A 22,700-nucleotide genomic window follows, 5' to 3' on the forward strand; every position below is an offset into this window, starting at 1 on the left:
GGCAGACATGCTGACCATACAGGACGGACGTAGTGTCTCGCGTTAATCACGCTGGCATCGGACTGCCGGTGCATTAGCCAAGTGGCGCAGCCCGTTTCAGAGCGTCTCGTCCTCGCCGTCGGTCAGTGCGTGCACGACGTGTCCGAACATCGTTTGTTTGATCGCTCCGAGCGTGCCCGGATCCTTGCCGCCCAATGGGCGCAGCTGGTCGACGGCCGTGTCGGTGACCGCGTCCGCCGGACAGGCGACGTCGACGATGCCGAACTGTTCTGCCTCGGGGCCGCTGAAGCGCCGGCCCGTCGTCATCGAGGCCACCGCCGCGCGAGGAGTGAGTTTGGCTTGGATGAGCGCGGCCATGCCGGGGTTGAAGGGGATGCGGATGTCGACCTCGGGAAAGCAGAAGTACCCGCGATCGTCGCGCATCGCCCGGAAGTCGTGCGCAATCGCCAGCATTGCTCCGGCGCCGAACGCGTGGCCGACCACCGCGGCGGCTGTGGGCATCGACAGGGTCAGCACGCGCGCCAGCAGTTGGTGCACCCGATTGATGTACCACTGGCCCTGGTCGGTGTGGGAGCTCAGCCAGTCCAAATCCAGCCCGTTGGAGTAGAACTTTCCGCCGGCGGTGGTGACGAGTCCCTGGGCGCCGTCCGAGATGGTTTGGTCGAGCGCATCATCAATGTCATCCAGAAATGCAGGGGAGAAACGGTTCTCGGCGTCGCCCAGGCGGATGATGGCGATCTTGTCATCGTAGTCCAGTTTCACAGCCATGTGTTTCCTTAACTCCATTCGTATTTCGTCAGCGCGGTGAGCCGCGTCGTTGCCGCTGAGGGGGAGGCCCGATCTCCAGCACGGCGCGAACGGCCGCGCGTAGATGCGCTCGCGCCGTGGTGCTTCCGAGGCGGTCTCGCCGGAGCAGCAGCGCGGTGGGCAGGTCGACGACGCAGCTGGTTATCGTGTCCACCGCTGCCGCGTCCTTGCGCTCCCACACCGTGATCGCAAGCCGCACCATCAAATCGACGAGAAGTTTGTCGAGGCGGCGCAATTGATCGGCGACATCGTCGGGAACATCGTTGGCGAGCACTTCCTCGCGGCGCACGCGCAACAGCAGCGTCGATGAGCTGGGATATCGCTCAGTGAAGACCACGGGCGCGTCGGCGGCGGCCACCACGGCTTCGACGGGACCGCCCGGGTTGGTACCGGCCCCGGCGTCGTCGACGAGCGCCGTCTGCACCGCCAGAAATCGCCGGCCCGCCCGCAACCACGCCTGGCCCATTAGCCCGCCGCGGGATGTGAACGTGTGGTAGACAGCGCCGTTGGAGACGCCCACGGCCGCGCCGACCGCCCGGATGGTCACCGCGCTCGGACCCGACCGCGCCACCAGGTCCTCGACGGCGTCGAGCACGGCGTCGGGATCGTGCACACGGGGCCGCGGCATGCGGTCACTATAACAGAGCATATGCTCTATTAGCGGCCGACGGGTGCCGGGACGTCAGTCGGTGCTGAGCCGCCAGTTGCTGGGCGTCATGGGCGCGGTGAGCGCGCCGCCGTACGTGTCATCGGCCAACCTCGTCAATCCCGCTGCCCGCTGCGTAGTGCCCGTTGCCGTGGTGGCGCCCAGCGAACCGGCTGTCAGATCAGAGCCCATCGCCGAATTTGTCTGTCCAGGAACACTTGACGAGGCCACACCCACCAATTCGGCATCTAACTCCGGATCTAGGAATTCGTAGCGGTAGCCGCGGTCGATACGAGTCGAAGTTTTCCGTCGGCGTCGCTGAGCGCCTTGCTTTTTCCCGGCGGGTGCCGTCGCGGTCGTGCCGGCTGCGGCGTCAGCTCCGGCGGGCTTTTGCGCTCTGGCGGCCTGCTTCGATTCGGCTGGCGTGCCAAGCGCACCGACCAAGTATGGGGAAATGAAATTCTGTGCGGCCATTGTGGTTTCGGGACCCATGACCGGCGGCGGCGGCGCAGGCCCCGCCGGGGACGCAGGAGCTGCCGGTGTGGCCACGGGCGCCGGGCTGGGAGCCGAGGTGGATAAGGGCGCAGAGCTGATGGTCGGCGCGACGCCCGCGGCCGGCACCGTGGGCACGTTGACGACGGGTATCGGCGCACCCGCGACCGGGACGGGAGCAACCGGTGTGGGAATTGCCGCCAGCCCCGCCAACCCGGCTAGTCCGCCCGCCGCTCCCATGGGCACGGCCACCAAGGGCGCGGTCAACGCCAGGGTATAGATCGGGTTGCTGAGGGCAAATCCGATCAACCCCACCGGATTGAACAGAATGAGCCAGATCAAGTACAGGGTTCGGTGAACGACAAACTGGGTGCCGAGCAGGATGACCGCCTGGAGGAACTGCACCGGGTTGCTCGCGTAACCGGCCAGCATGGCCTCTGCCCGCGGTAAGAAGGTTGCCAAACTGGGCACCATGTTCTGAAAAGAGTTGGGTGAAAAGGGATTAAATATCCCCGGAAAGATAGCCTGCCACCACTGCTCGGGGGTGGTGGGCAAGGTGGTCCCCATGCCGGGCATGTTGCCCATGCCGCCACCGTTCACGCCGCCCCCACCGTTCATGCCGCCGCCGTTCCCCATGTCCCCGTTCATGATTTGCGGAGCCACGGTGGTCTGCGGGGATGCGGCAACCGCCGTCGTCGAGACGGACTCATAGATAGTCATGGTGGTAGCGGCTTGGACCCACATGCGCGAGTAGTCGGCCTCGTTGAGGGCGATCGGGATCGTGTTGACGCCGAAGAAGTTCGTCGACACCAGCACCGCATGCATGGCGTGGTTGGCGGCCAGCTCACCGAGGGTCGGCATCGCGGCCAGCGCCGCCGCATACGCGGTCGCGGTGGTCTCCTGCGCGGTCGCGATTGTGGCGCTGTCGGCGCTGGCCTGCAGCATCCAGGCGACGTACGGCGCGTGGGCGGCCACATATTGAGCGGAGCTGGGCCCCTCCCATGCGCCGGACTGAACCCGTCCGAGTAGGGCAGCGAGCTCGTCAGCTGATGATGCGTATTCGGCGCTCAACGAGTTCCATGCGGCCGCCGCGGCGAGTAGCGGGCCGGGTCCCGGCCCGCTGGACAGCAGCGCCGAGTGAATCTCCGGAGGGAAAGCCATCCAGACCGGCGCGGTCATCGCCGGTCTGTCCGGTCGGGCGAACCTTTCGGCCAAATCTCGTCGCGGAGGGGAAGCACCGCTGGCTCCTTTCGACTGGAGCCCACCGCCACACCGAAGCTGCATGAACAATGCGGACACAGGGCTGAGAGGTGAGCCGCAACCCAAGTCTAGGACGACATCGTCCGCAAATGCGGATAAAATGCTGGCAAATTGCTGTAAATACGGAAAGTGACCCCAGCTGGCGACGGGCTCCAGCGGGTCGTGAGGTCGGATGGCGTCGCGCGCATCCGACACACATCCCGGCAAAGCGAACCGGGAATCCAGCTGCGCCACAACAGCATCCGCAACCGTGATGAATCGTGACAGCGGTTAGCTGTGTGGAGGGAGCGGGGCTGCGATGGGCCGATGCCCACGCGCGGGCTGTGAATGCTGTGCCGGTTAGCATCGAGCGGTCCGGATGTCGATGAGCGGAGGGGCTAGGGCGTTGGCTGCGATACCCGTCATCGCGCTCACCGGCCACCTCGGAGCCGGCAAGACGACGCTCCTCAACCACCTGCTACGCCATCCCGGCACACGAATCGGCGTCGTGGTCAACGACTTCGGTGACATCAACATCGATGCCGGTTTGGTGGCCGGCCAGGTCGACGAGCCGGCCTCGATCGCCGGCGGATGCATCTGCTGTCTGCCCGACGGAGGTGGGCTCGATGAGGCGCTGACCAAGCTCGCGGACCCGGCTCGGCGCCTAGATGCCATCGTCGTCGAAGCCAGCGGCCTGGCCGACCCCGTGGCGATCGCGCGCATCATCGGCTTCAGCGAGATCCGCGGGGTCCGCGCCGGCGGGCTTGTCGATGTCGTCGACGCGGTGAACCACTTCGACACCGTCGACTGCGGCACACTGCCGCCGGTGCGTTATGGCGCGGCGTCCCTGATTGTGGTCAACAAGCTTGATCAGGTGCCCGAGGAGGAGCGCTCTGCTGTGGTGCAGCGCGTCATCCAGCGTGCGGGGCAACGTAACCCGCGCATACACGTCGTGGGCACATCGGGTGGCCGGATCGACCCGGGGTTACTTTTCGACGCGGCGGCCCCGTCCGCACAAGTTGGGCAGCTCTCGTTTCTGGATTTGGTACCCGAGCATGATCACGACCACGACCACGATCACGACCACGACCACGCCGATGCCGTCACCGTGACCGGCGCTGGTTGTGTCGATCCCGATGCCCTGCTCGACCTTCTCGAACAGCCGCCCCCGCAGGTGTTCAGGATGAAAGGCATTGTGGCCGTGCGGGACCGCGCGACCGTCCGCGACTACGTCATCAACCTGGTGGGTAACGCCATCCACATCGCGAAGGCACCGTCGGGGGCCATGGCCAACTGCCTCGTGGCGATCGGGATGCATCTCGACATCCCCGCCGTACGCACGCGGCTCGATGACGCGCTGCAGCCTGCCTCGGGATCGGCGTCGGCGCCGGCATTGCGGCGGCTTCAGCGGTACCGGCGTCTCAGCGTGTGAGCGGTCATCCGGCAAGATACGTCGTGATGTCATCTTCGCTCGGCGACGTGCTCGCCACCTTGGAGCTCGACCGAGTCGACCAGTGGCTCTTCGTCGGGCAGCAACTTCCCGCGCCCGCCAACCATATTCTCGGTGGGCATATCTCGGCTCAGGCGTTGTTGGCGGCGAGCCACACCGCGCCGGGCCGAGTACCGCACAGTGTCCACACGTATTTTTTGCGGCCCGGCGACTCGCGTCGGCCAGTTGATTTCGACGTTGTCGACCTCCAAGAAGGACGGACGTTTTCGGCTCGACGGGTCACGGCACGCCAAGACGGCAAGATTCTGATGGAAGCCATGTCGTCGTTCAAAATCGCCGATTCCGCGCCCGCCCCGGGCGTCTACCAGCCGCCGATGCCAGAGGCTTCCAGCCCAGAATCCCTGCCGTGGGTTGCCCCGCATTTCGCGGAGTCCGACGAGAGCGCCCAGGGTCAGTGGGCGAGCCTACGTTGGTTCGAGCGCCGGATCATCGACACCGAGGTTGCCCCACCCGCACGCGCGTCCATGTGGTGGCGACCTGACGGGCAAGTTCCCGATGACCCGGCGCTGGCTGCCAGCCTGGTGGCCTACCTGTCGGCGGTGACGTTGACCGAACCGGCATATGCCGCGCGCGGCGGTGTCGGGGCTTCGGCGCAGCGTGACCATTCGGTATGGTTCCACGCTCCGGCGGTGTTGTCGGATTGGCTTCTCTACGACCGGTCCTCGCCGAGTAGCGCCGGTTCGCTGGCGCTGGCGAGTGGGACGATGTTCAACCGCACGGGCGAACTGGTGTGCACGGTGAAACAAGAGATGTACTTCCCGCCGCAGACAGCCTGATGCCGGATCGGATTCAATATCCGTGCGCAGCAAGGATATTCGTCACGGTGACGTTTCAGTCGCGGTAAGGTCGGCCGGGAGGAGCAAGGGGGCGCGCCGGGTCGGGGCATGCGGCAGTCCACCGCGTAGGCGCCAAGTGTGACGAACGTTAATCGGCAACAGTGACGGCGGTCATAGCATGGGTGACGGCAGAAGGGTCATCCTAACCGTTCGTTTGCGTATCTAATGGCTGGGAGTGCGATGGCCAACCTCGACTTTGCCTATGACCTGACCCTCGACGAGGCGCGTAGGCGCAGCGCAGTGCTCGACGCGATCGGAGACGACTGGGATCCCATCGCGGTGCTCGGCGAAGAACAAAAGGCCTACGACATGCTGTACTCGAATCTGAATGAGGAGCAGCAACGGGTCTACGACGAGTTGGTGCGCGCCGGCGTTCTGCCCGAACGGACGGCCGATCGTGCTGCCGATTGATCCGAGCGCCGACCGCGGTCGCCGTGCATGGCTACCTTGCCCATGCTGCGATCACGGCGCCACATGTGGCGATTGCCGAAGCAGTCGGAACTGCGATACACACTGGCAGTATCTCCTGAGCAACAAGGGCACGCTCGTGCACCTGCAGTGCTCAGATTGCGGCCATCTCTGGTCGACCGACACCCATCGGCGTACCCGCCCGACGCGGTGGGGGTTCAAAGCGAACTAGTGCCTGGGGTGCGCCTGCATCTCAATAGCCCTGTGCCGCAGTGTGATTCGTCACAGTGACGTATTCGCGGCGATAGGCGGGAAGGCGGGGGATGGGGTTCGCGGGGCCCGGCTCGGGTTATTCGCCGGGGCGCAGTCAGGTAAGTCGTCTTGCTGGCGAAGTGGATCGGTGAAGCACGGCGTGCTCGACGCGTGGACGTGGGTGGCCCTCGGCGACAGGGAACGGCGGCAGGGGTTGGGCCCGTACGGCAGACCGAAAGCGGCAGTGCTCCATATCAATTCGTCACTGTGACGTATTCGTGCTTGCGTCCGCCCGTGAAAGGCGGGCGGGTAAGCGACGGCCCGTTGCGCGCACCCGGCCCATGTGATGAGGGGTGCCACGTCGATCGCGTGCCACCGGCATGGCGCCGTGTTGTCCGGACGGTGGGTATCCGCGCGATCGTAGGGCGGGGCTGAGCCGAGGTGCCGCCGACGGCATAGACCCTGTTGTCACTGCTCAGTGGCTCGAACTCGGTATTAGCGTTTGCCGATAAGCAACATTATGTCAGATAAGGTACGCCGTTTTCATCTGATGAATCACGGCCGTTCCGAGCGGCCCTCACCCGCAGCTCTGGGTCGAGTCGCCCAAAGCGCCTCGACGCCAACGGGTTTAGTGGATTGCGCCACGTGGTCGTGGACGCCGGCCATCGTCGAGGAATTCTTCGCCGACCTCCGCGGCATCAAAGGGCGCGCGCAGTCGACGATCCGCGGGTATCAGAACGGCCTGAGGCTGTTCTGCTCCTACATCGCCGACCCCGACTACGGCTGGGACCGAGTCTGCGAGCAACGTTTCGGCACACACCCAGCGCAGGTGTTCTTCGCCTGGAACACCGCCCCCCACGTTCAGGACAACGAACAGAGTCCTGAGAAGCGCCCGTTCACCAAACAAGAGCTTCAGGACTTCTTCGACCACGCCGACGATCAGGTGACGCTGATCGCCAACACCAAGAAGAAGGGCTGGCTGCCGGCCTACCGCGATGCCGTGATGTTCAAGGTCGCCTACTCCTACGGAGTGCGATTCAACGAGCTGCGGCACCTGCAGACCGTCGACTTCTCCCGCAACCCGCACGCACCGGAGTTCGGCCGCTACGGCGTGGTGAAGGTCCGCTACGGCAAGGCCAAGAAGGGCTCCCCACCCAAACGCCGCACCGTGCTCACGGTCTTCGACTGGACACCAGACATCATCAGTGACTGGCTCACTCACGGGCAGCCCTACCTCGACGACGGCATCGACCTGTTCCCCAGTGAGCGCGGCGCCCTGGTCGCAGAACGAACCCTGCTGCGCAGATTCCGGCGGTACTGCAACGACCTCGAGCTGTCTTCAGGCCTGGATCTGCACTCGTTCCGGCGTTCCTACATCACCCACCTCATCGAAGACGGCTGGGACGCCAAGTTCGTCCAAGACCAGGCCGGCCACGAATACGCCAGCACCACATCGCTCTATACCGGCGTCTCGAGCGACTTCCGCACCCGCACCCTGCGCCGCGTCCTGGACCGGACCATCAAAGATGCCCTCTCCTTCGGAGAGGAGACCTCGTGAAACGCGACGTCGACTACACCTGGCGCCTCGCCGAGCTGATGGCCGCGCACGGCATGCACAACAGCACCGACCTCATCCCCCGTCTTGCTGAACGCGGAATACAGCTGTCCCGGCCCCAGGTCTACCGCATCGTGCACCAACGCCCCGAACGCGTCGCCCTGCAGTTGATGGCGGCACTGTGCGACATCCTCGGCTGCGGCGTCGAAGACCTAGTCACCGTCACGGCCACCGACGCTCGCAAGAAGAAGACCGCGTCGGGCACAACTGCACCACCCAACGTCGTCGAACTCAACAAGTCCATCCGACCCCGACGAGCACGAGTCATCACCGATGGCAACGATTAACCCCACACCGCGATCCATCACCCGCGGGCGACCACGCGTCACTACCGGCGCCCTCGAATGCAGCCGATGCCACCGCATGGCCAACAAGCTGCGGGTCTACTGGCCCGGAGATCAGCTCTGCCACAGCTGCTTCTACACCGCGATGCGCACCCACGGCATCTGTCCCATCTGTGGACACGATGGCGTCTTACCCGGCCGCTGCGACCGGATCGACTCTCGCCCGGTCTGCCTGACTTGCGCCGGTATCCCTGGCAACTTCACTTGCAAAACGTGCCAGGGCGAAGGCGAGATCTACCGCTCCGGCCAGTGCGCCCGCTGCGCCCTGCGCGAGGACCTGTGCAAAATTCTGCTGCACCATCCCGCCGACCTCGCCGCCATGCAAACGCTGATCGAAGTGCTCTGTGGCGTTGACCGACCCGAAAGCATCCTGACCTGGAAACGCAATATCCAAGTACTGGAGTTGCTCGGCGGGATCACCTCCGGCGCAATACCGCTGACCCACGACGGCCTGACCGCTGCAGGATCCGGCCGCCATATCGATCACCTGCGCAGCCTGCTGCAACACCACGGACTGCTCCCACAACGCGACGAACACCTGGCCCGCTTCGAAATCTGGCTAGCCGACAAACTCGAAACTATCGACTCCCCCGCTGTTCGCGCCCCGGTCGAACAGTTCGCGACCTGGCACCATCTCCGACGGCTCCGCAGCGAATCGAAACCCGGCCAATCCTCGGATGGGCCAAAGCGTTCCGCGAAACAAGAAATCACCGAGACCATTAAGTTTCTCACCTGGCTAGAACAGACCCACCTGCGCACCATCGCCAACTGCACACAACAAGACGTCGATGAATACCTCGCATCAGGCCCGACCACCCGCCACCTGATCCGAACATTCTTCATCTGGGCCAAGAAAAGCAAGCTCAACGTCGCGGTGCAGGTCGGCTTCCGAGAGGCGAGAACGACCCACACAATCACGCAGGATCAACGACTGGCCTGGCTCAAAGAACTGCTCACCGGCGACTCCGAAAGTCTGCCCTACCGCGTCGCCGGCGTGCTGCTCCTGCTCTACGCCCAACCACTCACCAAGGTCGCCGCGCTGCAGACCACGGCGATCTCCCAAGCTGACGGAGAGACCCGCATCGCGTTGGGCAAAGACCCCGTCCCCGTCCCGGAACCATTCGCCTCCCAGCTCAACTACCACCTTCGCCACCGCCCCAACCTGCGCACCGGCGGTGGAGCCATCGGATCGCCCTGGCTCTTCACCAGCAGCCGACCCGGCCGACACATTGACCCGCAGGCCATCATGCAGCGGCTGCGACGGCTCGGCATCAACCTGCAGGGGGCACGAAACACTGCCCTGCAGATGCTTGTTTCCGAAATCCCCGCACCGCTTGTCGCTGAAATGCTCGGCTATAGTGACCAAGTCACCCAGAAACACGCGGCCGAAGCCGGCAACACCTGGGCCAAATACGTTCAGCCCTAAACCTGTTATTTGCTAACAACATTCACGGCGTTCGCTTACTCCTTGATCCCTGACGTTTCGGTTTGCGTTCGGGAAGCCCATACCGCACGCGGAGCTCTTCCCCACTGATGGTCCGGCCCGCTGCATAATCTCTATCGGCCTGTGCCAGTTCCTCTACAAGCCCGGGCTGCGTCAACGCATGCAACGTCTCTTGCAACGACTCGAGTTCGTCGACAGGCATCAGAATGGCCTTTGCCCCGCCCGGCGTCGAGATCATCACCGGCTCCCCCGAGTCTCGCACCTGATCGACCAGCCGACCCAAGCTCTGCGCGGCGACGCGAACATCAATTGAGAGCATTGCTCCCCTTCCTGCAGTCCGCTATCCCGTCTTCTGGGCGGTACGCCCTGAGCAATTGTCTAGCCATGGGAACTTGTCTGCAATGACAAGCCACGGGGCGTTACCTCGATCAGCGGTAAGTGGCCGCCGTGTCCACCTTGAGCCACCGTTCTGAGCGGGCGACGCTGAGAAGCGAAGGCAAAGCTGTCTGACCACCCGTGCCTAAACTGTCTACTGGGTTCGACTGTGGTGCCTGCGCCCGAAGGCGATTGAGTGCATCCAGCGCGGCGTCGGTGGTATCGCCGGTCACTGGGCGCCTCTCCAGCCATCCGAAGCGTGCGATCTGCTCTGCCGCGCGTAGGACAATCCGCCGCCGCAAGCCCGGGAGCTGTCCGAGGACCTCGGTGAGTTCGGGCAACAGCTCGGATACGACCGAGCCGGACGCGACGCACCACAGTGCCAACGCCCATTCCGCTCGGCCGAGGTCATCGTCGATGGTCTCCAACTGCTCGCGCCACCAGCCGGCGTTCCCGCTACCTGCCCGTGTCCGAGCAAGAAGCTCGGACGGGTGACCTGTGGACCCGAATGCCGTTGCCTCCGCGTGCTTGCTGTATGCGAGCCCGAACGGTGAGGCAGCGCCGATGATCGCGATCTCCGAGGAGATCCAACACCGTCCGACGCGCTCGTGGATAGCGGCGGCGGTATCCGCCCACGGGAACGTGCTGTTTTTGTAGCCGGACCTGAACGCGCGTTTCTTAGCGACCTCCTCCCACGGTGAACGTGCCTTCCTGAGTTGGTTGACCGCCTCAGCTCGACGACGCTTCGGCCGGTCGTCGCCGGAGATGAACCCAGTCGTGGAACGGGTGAAGAACTCACCAGGCGCCAGAGCCACGGCGACTTGCGCCGGCATGGAGCAGGTCGAGGTGACGCACGGGCACTCGCCGTTCAATACCGCGGTGAGCAGCGCCTCCTCGAAGGAACCTCCGGGCTCCGGAGTCAGGCCCGTGCTGAGGAACAGTTCCGCGGCGCCGTCGGACAGGTCCATGTTGTTGAAGTCCGCGGTGGTCCCTGCGCCGGCCTCGCAGCAGGCCCCGATCGCCAGCCACGCGTTCTGCTGATCTGTGCCGATCGCTGCTGTGAGCTCCTCGTACCACCAGTTCCCGAACTCACTGCGCTGGTTGAGAAGCTCTCGAAGCACCCGCACGCGCTGCGGGTTGGCGCTGTCACCGGGGTTCTTTCTGATCAATGTCGTCAGCCGCGACCAAGTCGGGTCGGCACCGGCGCCCGTCGGGTTGGGCAGCTCCGGCAGAGGCGTGATATCACGGCGGTCGAGCGCAGAAAGGAGGACGCCCACTCCCGGATCCGAGCAGAGTGCCGTCAGCACCTTGCGCGCCTCATGCGGCCGGCGCTGGAATACACCGTCGGTCAGCAGTGCCCACGCGGCGAGGTACGACGCGGAGGCCGACGTGTGCGACAGCTCCTCTTCGACGCCAGCGGCCAGTACGTAGACGTCGCTGCCCTTCGCGTTGCCGCCGTAGAACCTGGCGGTGTTCAGCCAGTACGGGCGGCGTAGGAGCTCCCGCAAGACCGTTGTGCTGTCGAAGTGCGGGTTGTCCTCGCCGGCGTTGTGGTACAGGAATCGGGCGGCGAAGTACTCACGGAGCGAGAGCACCTCGAACTCGTAGGTGCCGTCCACCTGGCTGGTCAGGGCCCACAGGCGGTCGCTGACGCCCTCAAAGAGCTCGTCGACGATCGATTCTTGGTTGCCGTAGGTGCGCTGGAAGTGGCGCATCGCCGCCTTCAAGTCGTTGATGCTCATGCGACCGTTGATCTGCGACTCCTCGGTGTGCGCGTGCAGGTACCAGCCGAGGAACGGGATGATCTCGAGCAGCTCCTCCTTGTGGTCCTTCACGGCCTTGGGGTGCTTGTTCGCCTCGCGGGCGAGGAGGAGGTCGACGTACGTGTCGTAGAGGTCGGTCCGCTGCGTGGGTGTGGCTGCGCCCTGCTGGTGGAGAAGATCCAGCAAAATCGTCAGCTGCATCGGGTTCCCTGCAAGTTCGCGGATGTACGGCTCGCGGCTCTTCTCTTGGAAGCTCCTGCGCAGCGCGCGGCCGTCCTTACTCCTGATCCCTCGGACGGCGCACCACTTGCGCAAGTAGTCGGCTCGTTGTTCGCCGGTGAGCTGGTTCAGCGTGATGATCTCGAACCTGTCCGGCGCAGGCTCCGGAAGCTCACCGGCACTGGGGCGCGTGGTGACGACCACCTTGAGTGGCTCGGTGTACGCCTTCCCCCGGCTGGCGAACGCGTTGATCTCGTTGACGATCCGACGCCGGATGTTGGCACTTCCAACCTCATCGAGTCCGTCGAGCACGACGAGACTGGGAACTCGCTCGAAGATCCCCTGCACCGTGTCGGCGGTGGCGGTGATACCGCCGCTCTCGTGCGTCATCAGGTCGGCGATGAAGCACTCGACGGTTGCCTTCTCGCCCTTGCGCGCCTTCTCCCTCTTGGGTTTGCGTTCGTCGGAGTTATCCCACACGTCATTGCCGGAGAGCCACAGCGCGTAGTCACTCAAGTCCAACCGGATCGGAAACCGCGGCTCTTCCAACGCAGGCAGCGTCTTCGGCCGCTCCGACTCGGGCACGAACGCGCTGCGGTGCACCTGGCAGATGTACTGGCTGAGGGTGGACTTGCCCTGCCCGGGGGCGCCTCGCACCAAGGTGAAGGGCGCTGGCGTTTGTAGCAGGTGATGCGCAGCGCCGCCGAGTTCGGTCGATGAGAGTGATCGCACTCGGGTTCTCTCCGGCGAGTGCACCAACTCCGCGGTGACATCGACGAAGAGGTCCACCATCCTCTTCCGGTCCACCTCAGCTTGGCTGAACTTGACCCGCTGGTCGTCGTCCCACTGCGACGCGGCGACCTGCCGGATCAGCTTGCGGTCCGCCTGGTTCTTGGTGGCTCCGACCTGTTCGGCGACGAGGAACCGGATGAGATCCCACCCGGCGAGCATGTCGGCGTAGGCCCACTTGATCGAGTCCTCGGAGTTGTCGAGCCATGAGTTGAGCGCCTCGCGCCAGATGCACGTGATCTCGTCGAAGCCGAGTTCCTTGGCGTACGCATCCAGCTTGTTGTTCAGTTGGGCGAAGGTACCGGTCCCGGGCTTGGCGGTGCTCGGCACGTTGGTCACCAGGACGTAGTGCCGCACACCTTCCTCCGACAGTCTCCGGAGGTTGTCCAGCTCCTTTTTCACGACGGCGTCCAGCCAGCTGACGGGGTTCTTTTCCGAGCCGGACACGGACCACTTGACCTGATAAATCAACACCGTCGACGGGTCGAGCTTGCGCTGCCCATCAATGCCGCCGTCGGCCTGGCGTAGCGCCATCGGGGTGAAGTTGGGGAACTGGGCGGCGAGCAGGGCGTTAACGAGCTGCTGGAAGTCGTGGTCGCCCAGGCGCTCGTAGAGGTAGCGGTGTCGGCTCTCGGGCATGGGCTGACTCCTCTGCTTCACCCCGATCGTGCCGGTACTGCCGTCGGGACTCCGAACACTCAATGCCTATTGAACCCGGAGACACCGGTTCGATTCGGCAACTCAACGCGCGTGCATGTCGTACCGCAATTTGAGTGCCGAGATCGTCAGAGCCCAAGCTTCACCGTGCACGCGTCGTACCGTGCGGTCGCGACTGCTTCGAAAGCGCGACCAATACGGTCGTTGGCGGCTGAGAGCTCAAGACCACGGGGTGTGTCGGCTCGGTCATGTGTTGACGGCGCAAACTAAAGGGATGCAGTCAGCAAAGACGGGGCCTGTAGACGGGACGTTCTGGCAGATCGACACGCCCGAGCGCCAGGTTCGGGGCCAACTAACGATTGCGCCGACACCCGTAATGGAGACGCTAGGACCGATCTTCCAAGAACGTGCTTACCGCGTCGAAGTGTCCCAGCACGGTGGAACCACCGTCATCCACAGCGGCGACTCGGACGATCACGTGGCCGACTGGTCCCCGCGCGACATTCACGGGGTGCTCGACAACGGGCAGCGGGTATCGCTGGTCGGCGCGCAGGGCGGGATGAGAGATCCCAGTGGCACCTTTCCACCGCAGTACCGCCAACGGTTCGGCACAATCCGACACGCCATCCTCGACGTACACGTTGGCCGCGAGCAGGAATTCTCTACCTGCAGATTTCGCCTCACCGGCCCTAATTGGCTGCGGCACCGCGACGGACGCGCCGAGACACTCGGAGGCGGCCATCTCATTTCCGTGACCGAGGGCAGCAATCACTGGATTGAGTTCATTCCCGCCGAGCCGATGAGCGTCCTGGACTACGACCGGTCGGTCCTGCACCCCATCGAGACGCTGGCGACTCTCGTCACCTCCAACCCTGCCGACACCGTGGAACTATCGGTTCGACAGTCCACCGACAGCCCCTGGCTCCGGGTGCACCGACACGAGGAGCCGACGCCAACCGGACACCATGAACTATTCGATGCCTCGTACCTCACCCCCGAGCGCGGCGCCCTCTGGATCGACTTTCGACAACGCAGCAACGGGCTCGACGCCGTCGTCGTCGACGACTTCAGCGGAGTGGCCGTACAGACCGCCGTGCTCACCCTCGCGTCCGTCGCCGAGGGCCTACACCGCCGAATCTATCGAGACAAACGACGCATACCCGCACTGTCCAAATCCGACCTCAGAGCAGCACGAAAGGCAGCGCGCGCCGCAGCTCTAGAGTCGGTTCGTACCGCCGATCGCGGCGACCGTTTCGCGCTGACGGCGGCGGACCTCACGGCGTTCGGCGAAGCTATGGACAGCGCGTTCGGTCACATCAACGAGTCCACGTTTCGCACCATGATGGACGACCTGGTGGACACCGCCGTCGCCGCGGTACCGGGCATCGTCGCCGAGTTCGCAGACTGGCCGGCCGCGATCCACTCCGTGCGCAACATCCTTGCCCACCGGGGCACCCACGACGATCGTGACGCTCACGATCAATTCATCAACGCCCTGATAGCCGCGAGTTACTCGCTGCAATGGGTACTGCGCACCGTTCTACTCCTTCAAGCGCAAGTCGATGCGAGCGATATCGGCGAAGCCTATCGGCGGTCGTCGGCATACAACCACCATCAGACCAACGTCCGCGAATTCCTGAAGGGAACCGCATATGCACGACGATAGGCGCGCGCCACTAACGGCCGCACCGCCCGCTAACAAGGGCACGATTCGCCCGTGGTGAAGCCTTTCACTCCCGCGGTGCGACCAGTGCCGTTCCATCACGATGGAAGTACCGCCGCATGGTGTAACGCACTGTGTCCCTGCGAATCTGGCCTGCCATCGGAAGACTGTCACCTCCACCGACCGACTGGAAAGTGGCGCCTACCCTCCTATCAGCCACGCCTGTCCGGACCCGTGACCGGATTCGGCCATCGCCGCTGCTATGCCGCCAGCACCAACGACTGCGACGCCAGACTGACCCTTGAGCACCCGCTAAGTAAGGGCATTCTCAAAGACATCGGCGACGGCACTACCGTGACAGCCAGCAATACCTACTGGCAACAGGGCTCTCCGACGCCAACTAGCCTTCCGATCACCACGATGGGCTCGAAGATGTTGTGTAACAGACACAATAACGCCCTGCATAAGTTCGACGACGCCGCGCTCGAGGTCTATCGGACGCTTGAGCGCTTCCAACTCGCACAGATTCGTCCCCCCGACCCTCACGGCAACGAATTCAACCTCGTCAGCGGCGAGCTCTTCGAACGATGGATGCTCAAGGCTCTGTGGGGCATGACCACCGGGGCCAAGACTGCACCCACCAGCATGCGAGACAAGCGCGAACAAAAGATGTTCATGCATTATCTCTTTCGGGACGGACTACTACCTCGGGGGTGGGGCCTGTACATTCGGAGCCTCACGAAAAGCTTCGTACGTCAGTACACGACGGCCATGGAAACCAAAATCGAGGTTCGAGACGACACCTTCCTCACCGGAGACATGACGCTCGGAGCATTTACATTCACGTTCGCTGCCGGAAAACTTGAAGCGGGCAACGGCGCGGTGGCCCACCACCGACCCGATGGAATACGGATGTTCTCCCAGTTCGAGAATACCTGCAAGACTCTCGCATTCGCGTGGGACCACCAACGCCACGCGCCGGCAAACTTCGTCGATATCAATTTTCGCGGCAACCGATAGCCCAGCAGTTCAGGGCCAGCCGCGAAGCCACCAGTAGTTCTGTACCAATCGCCCCGTGCCCATGCAAGACCTGTGCGAACCTTTCAGAAGCCGCGGATCTATGCGGTATCCCGACCAAGTTTCTAAAAATGATGGCGCCTGACGGCCTAATCCCCGATGCCCATTCAGGCCGCATAGCGGGAGGACACGACGGGACGGAAATGGCGGGTATACCAGTACGCGCCTAGTACGGTGTTCAACACGCATTGCGCTCATTTCGAGCAACCCTCCCCTGGTGCGCCCGATCTCTCGACGCCAACGTCTTACGGCACTTTCGATAGTCCACCGTCGCTTCTCATCAGATGAATCACGACGGTGCCGTGCGACTCTCGCCTAACGCCTCGGCAAGTTTGGGCGAAAATCCCTCGGCAGCAGCAGCTTTGGGTGGATGGCACCCAATGTACTCAAACCCATCCTTGTCAGGTGCCGGTTCAATCGAGTGTCTTTCGACGTTTCGGCTGCTTGGTTGCCCGCCGCCACTACCCATTACCCGTGGGCGGGAACCCAAAGGTCAATCGGCGATAAGCTCCCGGAACAGGGTGCATTCGACCGCGTGCCACTCACGGACCAGGATCTCGTTGGTCTGCGGGTCGGTGACCACTTCGGCACGCCAGGGAAGGCATTCCGGGCAGGCCACGATCTCATATGCCTCGCCGACTTCGTTGAAGGCGCGCAGGTCGACCGGCGCAATCGGCGCGTGAAAGGTTATGTCTGGCCGCGGAGGTCGCGGGTGTTCTCGTCTTTGTCGTAGTCGGGGCGACGTCGGACGGCGGGCCTGTTCGGCGCGTTCGTCGTCGGCGAAGTCGTCGGGAGTCAGGGCCCGGCCCAGTCGCCCCTCGAGGCAACCGATGCACAGAAACCCGCTGGGGTGCCCGGCAGTGGCCCACAAAACCTCGTCGACCTTGTAGGTCTCGTCCCAGGTATCTGCGCCGCAGTCTTCGCAACGGCATTCGAGCGCGACGACGACCCACGTGAAGGACAGCGCCGCCCCATGGGTCATGGTGACGTCACGCCGGCCGTCGCCGCCACGAACCAGCGACACGGTCACGCCATGCTCACGGCAGTAGCCGTCGACCGCGTCGTCGACAGCGTCTTCTACTTCGCTCAGCGTCTGGAGTTCGTCGTCGAGGACGGCGCCGTCCCGACTGAGCTGCCACACGTGGTGCACACCTGCCGTCAGCCGGTATTCGAACACCTGATCCTCCCCGGGTCACGAGAAAATACAATGCTGCGCTACGCGCCAGCGGCTTTCAGATTGTCCAGCGTCTCGATCACGTGGTCCACCAAAATCGGCATGACCACAGTGACCGACTTCTGCTCGGCCACTGTGGGGAGTTCGATGTTTTCGGTGTACCCGAACTCAACGTTCAGAGGCACCGATACATCGGCGGGTGAATCGCCCGGCTTCCGCAAGGGACGGCGGAGGGTCACAGAAGCGACCAGCGCCCCATCCGTCATCTCGCGCGGCTTGTTATCGACCCTTTCGACGTCGCCAGTCGTGCTAGTGATGTCGAAAGCTTCGTTGCTGTAGCTGACCACACGCACTTGGCGGTGCTTGTCACGGTTGACCAGTCCGTTGAGCAGAGCGAACGAATGCCAATCGGGTTTCTGCGCCTTAAATGGTTGGGAGTCTTCGATGACCTGCAGCACAGCCGGTTCCGTGAGCGGTGCGAGCTTGGCCTGAGCACCTGCCCATTCGGAAGCCTTCGCGATCAGTGGATACTGCAGCGCACGCTCCTGCGCCGCGGTCAACGTTTGCCTGGCTGATGCGTGGCCAAACAGGGCGTGGTCGAGCGCTGCTCGAAGGTTGGTCAGGATGTCGCCAACAATGAGTCCCCAGTTCTCCGGGGGTGGCTGCTTGACTTTCACCCGAAAGTTGACGACCACCAGCTCAGGCTGAAACATGTGATCGACAACCTCCCGCACGAATTCGTGGGGTTCGGACGCTCGGTACTCGTCTACCGACGCTCGCAGTATGGCGAGGTGTTCCTGCGCCCGTCTCGCCTTTGCATACGCACTATCCAGTGATCCCACGCGAATATGCTGCAGAACCCACCGAGTCGGGTCAAGGGATCTCGCGGGCCGGTGGTAGCAAACATTCCCCAGTCCCGATCTAGAGTGGCCGTGGCGGCATCTGCACTGCAAACGGGGCCCGAACCTCCCTCGGTGCATCCGGAGCGATTGCGGCCGGCATCGGTGCTGAATACGACGGAATCGAATACGGCGGGTTACCAGTAAAAAGGACCGCGCATTGGATCGATGATCTGATCGCTCCTCCGTTTCGCCTGCGGCCGAGATGGTCGCCGCGGAGCTCGCAGGAAAAAACGTGTGGTTTGCGGTTGACTGTCATTCGACGCGAGCAGCGCTCGCGAGGGGGCCAACCGCGAGAGGAACGACTATGCCTGCCATCACTACGTCGGATGGTGCCGAGATCTTCTACAAGGACTGGGGCTCTGGTCAGCCGATCGTTTTCAGTCATGGCTGGCCGCTGACGGCCGACGACTGGGACGCGCAGATGATGTTCTTCTTGCACCACGGCTATCGGGTGATCGCTCACGACCGGCGCGGTCACGGCCGATCCGAGCAGACCGGGAACGGCAATGACATGGAGCACTGGGTAGCCGACCTGGCCTCGTTGACCGAGCAGCTCGACCTGCACGACGCCATCCATATAGGGCACTCCACCGGCGGCGCTGAGGTGGCCTGCTACGTGGCGCGCCACCAGGAGCGGGTCGCCAAGGCGGTGTTGGTGTCCTCCCCTACACCGAGCATGGCGCAGACCGAGAACAATCCGGGCGGCCAACCCCAGGAGTGGTTCGAAGCGGTGCAGGCCGGTGTCTTGGGAAATCGATCGGAGTTCTTCCGCGCCGTGCCGGAGGGCCCGTTCTACGGATTCAACCGATCAGGGGTGGAGCCGTCTGAGGCGGTGATCGCGAACTGGTGGCGACAGGGCATGTCCGGTAGCGCCCACGCTCACTACGAGACAGTGTTTTCCTGGCTGCACGATTACACCGAGGATCTGCGCGCGATCACCGTTCCGGTCCTGGTGATGCACGGTGACGACGATCAAATCGTTCCGTTTGCCAGTTCGGTCCCCCGAGCGGTCGACCTACTCCAGAATGGCGCGTTGAAGACCTATGCCGGCTACCCGCACGGCATGCTGACCACGCACGCGGATGTCCTCAACCCGGATCTGCTCGCATTCATCGCGCCTTGACGGTGCCCCGACGCTCTCCTTGACGGAATCCACCGACTGTCTTTGTCGTTCGACGAGTTCGGCAGATTGAGTCGATTCCTGATTCGGGCTATAGCCCGGACGGGACGACCTTGCCGTTCACCGTCACATTGACCTGGTCGGTCGTCGGGTTGTACTCGATCTTGCCGTGCTCGAAGGTCGACACCTGCAAATCGCCGACGGCGTTCACGTCGCTGGTGGGAAAGCCCAGCGGACCCGCCGAACCGTTACTGCCGGTGACCGCGGGCGTGCCGTCGGGGGCGCGCGGGATATTCCAGGCATCACGGATCTTGCCCAGGGTGATATACGCAGGCGTGCCGGCCGCGTCGTTCTTGGCGGTGCTCACGCCGCCCTGAAACTGCTGGAACACTAGGCCGCTGTCCCGCTTTCCCGCGTTACGGTCACCCGTCAACGGTTTGCCGAGAGCCTGCCGCTGCTCCTCGGTCGCCGACGAGTACTTGGCAGCGATCGGGCCGGTCAGAGTCACCTCGACGTCGCGCTCCCCTCTGAGCTTCACCTCGGGGGGCTGCGCCGGCGTGTTAGACACGGAGCTGGCGTTCACGCTGGTCTGAGGTGGCGACGACGCGTCGACGCTCTTGCCATTGCTGCAGCCCGCAGCGAACAGCGCGACTGCGGCCAGGCCGACGAATGCCGCGTGACGGTATGCGATCGTTCTCATGCGTTCCTCTCGCGTCTCCCTATGGTGTCGGTCAAGATGCCGCGGACCTCCTCGCCGGGCCGGGACCATAACCCAACTACTCGAGTGGCGCAGGCGATCGCGGTCTAGGTAGCTTCGAACGAACTTACGCCTCGGTCATAGACCGCGAGCCAAAGCACCTGAGTAACGATCACCGGTGCTCGATGAAATCCACCATGGGCTTGGCGGGCGAGTTCCATGACATCCCATCGATGTCCGGCACGGCGCAGTACGCAGAAGTTGAATCTGCAGAGTTACCAGTAATCCGAAGGATTCTGCTATCGCACGCTGCGGCCCTTGGCCGCTACGACCAAAGTGCGTACATCTACGACGAAACTGGGTATTGTCGATAGCCGGGCAGATCGATCTGTAATATCAACGCGCCCAGCAAATTTCGCGGTATCGAGAGCTGCGGTATTGTCTAGTCATGCACGGCTTTGCGACGATCGATATGAACGCTTCACCGCAGGCCGTGTGGTCGTTGATCAGTGACGTAACACAGATTGGGCGGTTTAGCCCAGAGACGTTCGAGGCCCAGTGGCTTAACGGGGCTGTCGGTCCTGCAGTGGGTGCGAAGTTCCGCGGGCACGTGAAGCGCAACGAGAAGGGCCCGACCTACTGGACTGCCTGCACCGTGACTGAGTGTGATCCGGGACGGGTATTCGCGTTCGCCGTGCGGTCACGACCGTTGGGGCTTCCGATTGCGCCGAGCAACACGGTACAGGTCACGTGGCGCTTCAGTCTGAGCCCGACCAGCGGCGGAGGTACCTCGGTAACCGAGTCGTTTGAGTTGAGAGACATCCCGGCGATGCGGCTCTACTGGCGGGCTCTCGGCTGGTTGCGCGGTCCACGGTTGATGGAGGACATGAAGCGGACACTGCGCGCGATCAAAGACGCGGTCGAACAGTAGCAGCACTGCCTGTTTTCTCGCAGTGTGTACGCCTGTCACGTCCTCGGATCAAGAGCTGTGCTGCGCCCAATGTTGTTGCAGTGCTGGGATGAATTCATCGGCGCGATAGTCCGGGAAATGCATCCGCGCGCCGTGGACGGTGGTGATTCCTACGGTGCCGGGGATTAGATCGGCAAGGCGTCGAGCCCATTTCAGCCGAAAGAACACGTCACCGGTCCCCCACACGATCAGGGTTGGCACCATTAGCGCGCCGAGTTCGGACCGTACCGCGGCCAGATCGGTTGAGGATATGGCCGTGACCAGACGTGCGAAGGCGCGCGAGGATTCTGGTGTCCCGAAGACGGGGTCGTAGTAGGCATCGACGACTTCCGCGGGGAGTCGGCCCGGGTGCGGACAGCCTGCGGTCAGCCCGCTCAGCTTGAGCCGGCGACTTGCGGCAACACGGGGTCCGATCCGGGCAAGCAGCCCCAGGCGGGCAGCGACGGCAACGGGTTTGAACAACGTCGGCGGGGTGTTTCCCTCGGTGTCGCAATTGGTCAGCGTGAACGTCGATAATCGCCGGCCCACATGTGCGGCGACGATTTGTGCCACTGCCCCGCCAGTATCGTTGCCCACCAAGTCAAACCGATCCAAGCCCAAGTGCTCGCAAAGCTCGACGACGCGACGCGCCAGCCCCGTCAAGGTCACGTCGGCGTTGGCCGGCGCCGGTGGTGTGTGCCCATGACCGGGAAGGTCCACCACGATGCAGCGCCGCCGGTCGCCGGCCATTGCGGCGATGACGTGCCGCCACAGCAAGCTGTTGGCGAGGATGCCATGAATGAACACCGCGGGACGACCGGAGCCGACGTCGAGGTAGCTGATGGGACCGGAAGGGGTGCTGGCGTAACGGCGATGGTCTTCTAGCGTGCAAATGTTCATGCCCGTGCCTTCAAATTTGGATACTGCCGCCATGTCGCATACCTTAGGTATGTCAGGCCACGTAAGGGCGACTATTCTCTTTGGGTGTGGAGGGTGTCAAGAGCCGCCGTGCCGAGTACGCCGAGCAGACGCGCGCGGCGATACTCGCTGCCGCGGCTGGCGCGTTCGCCGAGCAGGGATTCACCGCCACATCGATCACGCGAATCGCCGAGGTGGCACGCGTCACCAAAGGCGCTGTCTATCACCACTTTGCCGGCAAGCAAAGCCTTTTCGAAGCGGTGATCAACCACTACAACGAGGTCGCACAACAGAAGGTCTACCAAGCGATCGCGGGTCACGTCGATGATATCTGGGGTGCCGCGACCGCGGCTCTGGACGCAACCCTGGATGTGTGCGCTGACCCCATCGCAGGCCGCCTGATCTACCTGGAAGGGCCAATAGGCCTGGGCTGGAAACGCTGGCGAGAATCCGAACGGCAATACACCCACCGCAACGTGCACTACCTGCTGTTACAGGGGATCCAAGCCGGAATCTTTCCCGCCGACGCCCCCACCGCCGCGATGACCGACATTTTGGCCGGCATGATCACTCACGCCGGAATCGCGCTCGCCGAAGCCCCCGCGCACCGTCGCAAACGCATCCGGCGCGATCTCCAACTGGCCATACACCGAGTCCTTCAAGGTCTCAGAACCGACTCCTAACTCGAGACTGCGGCCTGGGGAGCACCCCGAGCTTTGGTGATTTGTTATAGCCGTTTTGTACCGAGCAATTGTCACGTCTCGCGTGGGGCGCGAGCGCCGCCGACCCAGCCGATGCCGTGTC

At 63.6% G+C, this 22,700-nt stretch carries 20 protein-coding genes; 11 read left to right on the forward strand and 9 right to left on the reverse strand.

Features of this window, described 5'->3' with window-relative positions; all coding sequences use genetic code 11:
* Positions 1-96: 96 nt before the first annotated feature.
* Genes G6N26_RS03585 through G6N26_RS03595 form a run of 3 tightly spaced genes read right to left on the reverse strand, consistent with a single transcriptional unit; the run spans position 97 to position 3,124 of the window.
* Positions 97-768 (reverse strand): enoyl-CoA hydratase-related protein, encoded by a 672-nt coding sequence (locus G6N26_RS03585; RefSeq protein WP_083017154.1) that lies wholly within the window; start codon positions 766-768, stop codon positions 97-99.
* Positions 769-796: 28 nt separating this feature from the next.
* Positions 797-1,435 (reverse strand): TetR/AcrR family transcriptional regulator, encoded by a 639-nt coding sequence (locus G6N26_RS03590; protein ID WP_083017155.1) that lies wholly within the window; start codon positions 1,433-1,435, stop codon positions 797-799.
* A 54-nt stretch (positions 1,436-1,489) separates the two neighbouring features.
* On the reverse strand, positions 1,490-3,124 hold the full coding sequence (locus G6N26_RS03595; protein WP_083017158.1) for a PPE domain-containing protein: 1,635 nt from the start codon (positions 3,122-3,124) through the stop codon (positions 1,490-1,492).
* Positions 3,125-3,590: 466 nt separating this feature from the next.
* On the opposite strand from G6N26_RS03595, the gene G6N26_RS03600 reads away from it, so the two are divergent.
* The 6 genes from G6N26_RS03600 to G6N26_RS03625 all read left to right on the forward strand — a co-directional run bounded on the left by G6N26_RS03600 (position 3,591) and on the right by G6N26_RS03625 (position 9,575).
* Positions 3,591-4,616, forward strand: a complete 1,026-nt coding sequence (locus G6N26_RS03600; RefSeq protein WP_083017160.1) for a CobW family GTP-binding protein — start codon at positions 3,591-3,593, stop codon at positions 4,614-4,616.
* Between the two features lie 26 nt (positions 4,617-4,642).
* On the forward strand, positions 4,643-5,470 hold the full coding sequence (locus tag G6N26_RS03605) for an acyl-CoA thioesterase (protein ID WP_067169793.1): 828 nt from the start codon (positions 4,643-4,645) through the stop codon (positions 5,468-5,470).
* Between the two features lie 240 nt (positions 5,471-5,710).
* Positions 5,711-5,941: a DUF6400 family protein gene (locus G6N26_RS03610; RefSeq protein WP_095577121.1), complete on the forward strand. Its 231-nt coding sequence runs from the start codon at positions 5,711-5,713 to the stop codon at positions 5,939-5,941.
* Positions 5,942-6,821: 880 nt separating this feature from the next.
* Positions 6,822-7,748 carry a tyrosine-type recombinase/integrase gene (locus tag G6N26_RS03615; RefSeq protein WP_232067530.1) on the forward strand — a complete coding sequence of 309 codons (927 nt, stop codon included), beginning with the start codon at positions 6,822-6,824 and terminating at the stop codon, positions 7,746-7,748.
* On the forward strand, positions 7,745-8,092 hold the full coding sequence (locus G6N26_RS03620; protein WP_020729198.1) for a helix-turn-helix domain-containing protein: 348 nt from the start codon (positions 7,745-7,747) through the stop codon (positions 8,090-8,092). The genes G6N26_RS03615 and G6N26_RS03620 overlap by 4 nt, the downstream gene beginning before the upstream one ends.
* 76 nt (positions 8,093-8,168) lie before the next feature.
* The gene (locus tag G6N26_RS03625; protein WP_169925515.1) at positions 8,169-9,575 is read left to right on the forward strand and encodes a hypothetical protein; all 1,407 of its coding nucleotides are present in this window, start codon (positions 8,169-8,171) and stop codon (positions 9,573-9,575) included.
* A gap of 22 nt (positions 9,576-9,597) precedes the next feature.
* Here the strand turns inward: G6N26_RS03625 and G6N26_RS03630 are convergent, their stop codons facing one another.
* Positions 9,598-9,912 carry a type II toxin-antitoxin system Phd/YefM family antitoxin gene (locus G6N26_RS03630; protein WP_083017162.1) on the reverse strand — a complete coding sequence of 105 codons (315 nt, stop codon included), beginning with the start codon at positions 9,910-9,912 and terminating at the stop codon, positions 9,598-9,600.
* 109 nt (positions 9,913-10,021) lie between these two features.
* Positions 10,022-13,378, reverse strand: a complete 3,357-nt coding sequence (locus G6N26_RS03635; RefSeq protein WP_083017164.1) for an NACHT domain-containing protein — start codon at positions 13,376-13,378, stop codon at positions 10,022-10,024.
* 271 nt (positions 13,379-13,649) lie between these two features.
* Between G6N26_RS03635 and G6N26_RS03640 the strand changes: the two genes are divergently transcribed.
* Together G6N26_RS03640 and G6N26_RS03645 are read left to right on the forward strand one after the other, a co-directional pair.
* A complete protein-coding gene (locus G6N26_RS03640; protein ID WP_232067531.1) occupies positions 13,650-15,062 on the forward strand; it encodes a HEPN domain-containing protein in 1,413 nt (470 codons plus the stop codon).
* 231 nt (positions 15,063-15,293) lie between these two features.
* Positions 15,294-16,079 carry a hypothetical protein gene (locus G6N26_RS03645; protein ID WP_020729194.1) on the forward strand — a complete coding sequence of 262 codons (786 nt, stop codon included), beginning with the start codon at positions 15,294-15,296 and terminating at the stop codon, positions 16,077-16,079.
* 550 nt (positions 16,080-16,629) lie between these two features.
* Here the strand turns inward: G6N26_RS03645 and G6N26_RS25890 are convergent.
* A complete protein-coding gene (locus tag G6N26_RS25890) occupies positions 16,630-17,313 on the reverse strand; it encodes a hypothetical protein (RefSeq protein WP_179960284.1) in 684 nt (227 codons plus the stop codon).
* A gap of 38 nt (positions 17,314-17,351) precedes the next feature.
* Positions 17,352-18,023 (reverse strand): hypothetical protein, encoded by a 672-nt coding sequence (locus G6N26_RS03655; protein ID WP_083017168.1) that lies wholly within the window; start codon positions 18,021-18,023, stop codon positions 17,352-17,354.
* 493 nt (positions 18,024-18,516) lie between these two features.
* Here G6N26_RS03655 and G6N26_RS03660 point away from each other — a divergent pair, with 493 nt between their 5' ends.
* A complete protein-coding gene (locus G6N26_RS03660; protein WP_067169788.1) occupies positions 18,517-19,335 on the forward strand; it encodes an alpha/beta fold hydrolase in 819 nt (272 codons plus the stop codon).
* 88 nt (positions 19,336-19,423) lie between these two features.
* Here the strand turns inward: G6N26_RS03660 and G6N26_RS03665 are convergent, their stop codons facing one another.
* Complete coding sequence (locus G6N26_RS03665) at positions 19,424-20,032, reverse strand: LGFP repeat-containing protein (protein ID WP_083017170.1); 609 nt, start codon at positions 20,030-20,032, stop codon at positions 19,424-19,426.
* Between the two features lie 445 nt (positions 20,033-20,477).
* Here G6N26_RS03665 and G6N26_RS03670 point away from each other — a divergent pair, with 445 nt between their 5' ends.
* A complete protein-coding gene (locus tag G6N26_RS03670; RefSeq protein WP_083017172.1) occupies positions 20,478-20,960 on the forward strand; it encodes an SRPBCC family protein in 483 nt (160 codons plus the stop codon).
* Positions 20,961-21,008: 48 nt separating this feature from the next.
* Here G6N26_RS03670 and G6N26_RS03675 read toward each other — a convergent pair whose 3' ends face one another.
* Positions 21,009-21,911: an alpha/beta fold hydrolase gene (locus tag G6N26_RS03675; RefSeq protein WP_372509283.1), complete on the reverse strand. Its 903-nt coding sequence runs from the start codon at positions 21,909-21,911 to the stop codon at positions 21,009-21,011.
* A gap of 53 nt (positions 21,912-21,964) precedes the next feature.
* Between G6N26_RS03675 and G6N26_RS26055 the strand changes: the two genes are divergently transcribed.
* A complete protein-coding gene (locus G6N26_RS26055) occupies positions 21,965-22,579 on the forward strand; it encodes a TetR/AcrR family transcriptional regulator (RefSeq protein WP_036458997.1) in 615 nt (204 codons plus the stop codon).
* Positions 22,580-22,700 lie beyond the last annotated feature (121 nt).

This window comes from Mycobacterium marseillense, from assembly GCF_010731675.1.
Classification (GTDB): Bacteria; Actinomycetota; Actinomycetes; order Mycobacteriales; family Mycobacteriaceae; genus Mycobacterium; species Mycobacterium marseillense.

Bases quoted from the DNA above. Each gene is read 5' to 3' on its own strand.
- G6N26_RS03590 (WP_083017155.1), bottom strand. From the start codon at position 1,435: ATGCCGCGGCCCCGTGTGCACGATCCCGACGCCGTGCTCGACGCCGTC.
- G6N26_RS03610 (WP_095577121.1), top strand. From the start codon at position 5,711: ATGGCCAACCTCGACTTTGCCTATGACCTGACCCTCGACGAGGCGCGT.
- G6N26_RS03635 (WP_083017164.1), bottom strand. From the start codon at position 13,378: ATGCCCGAGAGCCGACACCGCTACCTCTACGAGCGCCTGGGCGACCAC.
- G6N26_RS03605 (WP_067169793.1), top strand. From the start codon at position 4,643: ATGTCATCTTCGCTCGGCGACGTGCTCGCCACCTTGGAGCTCGACCGA.
- G6N26_RS03630 (WP_083017162.1), bottom strand. From the start codon at position 9,912: ATGCTCTCAATTGATGTTCGCGTCGCCGCGCAGAGCTTGGGTCGGCTG.
- G6N26_RS03665 (WP_083017170.1), bottom strand. From the start codon at position 20,032: ATGAGAACGATCGCATACCGTCACGCGGCATTCGTCGGCCTGGCCGCA.
- G6N26_RS03675 (WP_372509283.1), bottom strand. From the start codon at position 21,911: ATGGCGGCAGTATCCAAATTTGAAGGCACGGGCATGAACATTTGCACG.
- G6N26_RS03660 (WP_067169788.1), top strand. From the start codon at position 18,517: ATGCCTGCCATCACTACGTCGGATGGTGCCGAGATCTTCTACAAGGAC.
- G6N26_RS03655 (WP_083017168.1), bottom strand. From the start codon at position 18,023: ATGTTTCAGCCTGAGCTGGTGGTCGTCAACTTTCGGGTGAAAGTCAAG.
- G6N26_RS03595 (WP_083017158.1), bottom strand. From the start codon at position 3,124: ATGACCGCGCCGGTCTGGATGGCTTTCCCTCCGGAGATTCACTCGGCG.
- G6N26_RS03670 (WP_083017172.1), top strand. From the start codon at position 20,478: ATGCACGGCTTTGCGACGATCGATATGAACGCTTCACCGCAGGCCGTG.
- G6N26_RS03625 (WP_169925515.1), top strand. From the start codon at position 8,169: ATGGCCAACAAGCTGCGGGTCTACTGGCCCGGAGATCAGCTCTGCCAC.
- G6N26_RS03585 (WP_083017154.1), bottom strand. From the start codon at position 768: ATGGCTGTGAAACTGGACTACGATGACAAGATCGCCATCATCCGCCTG.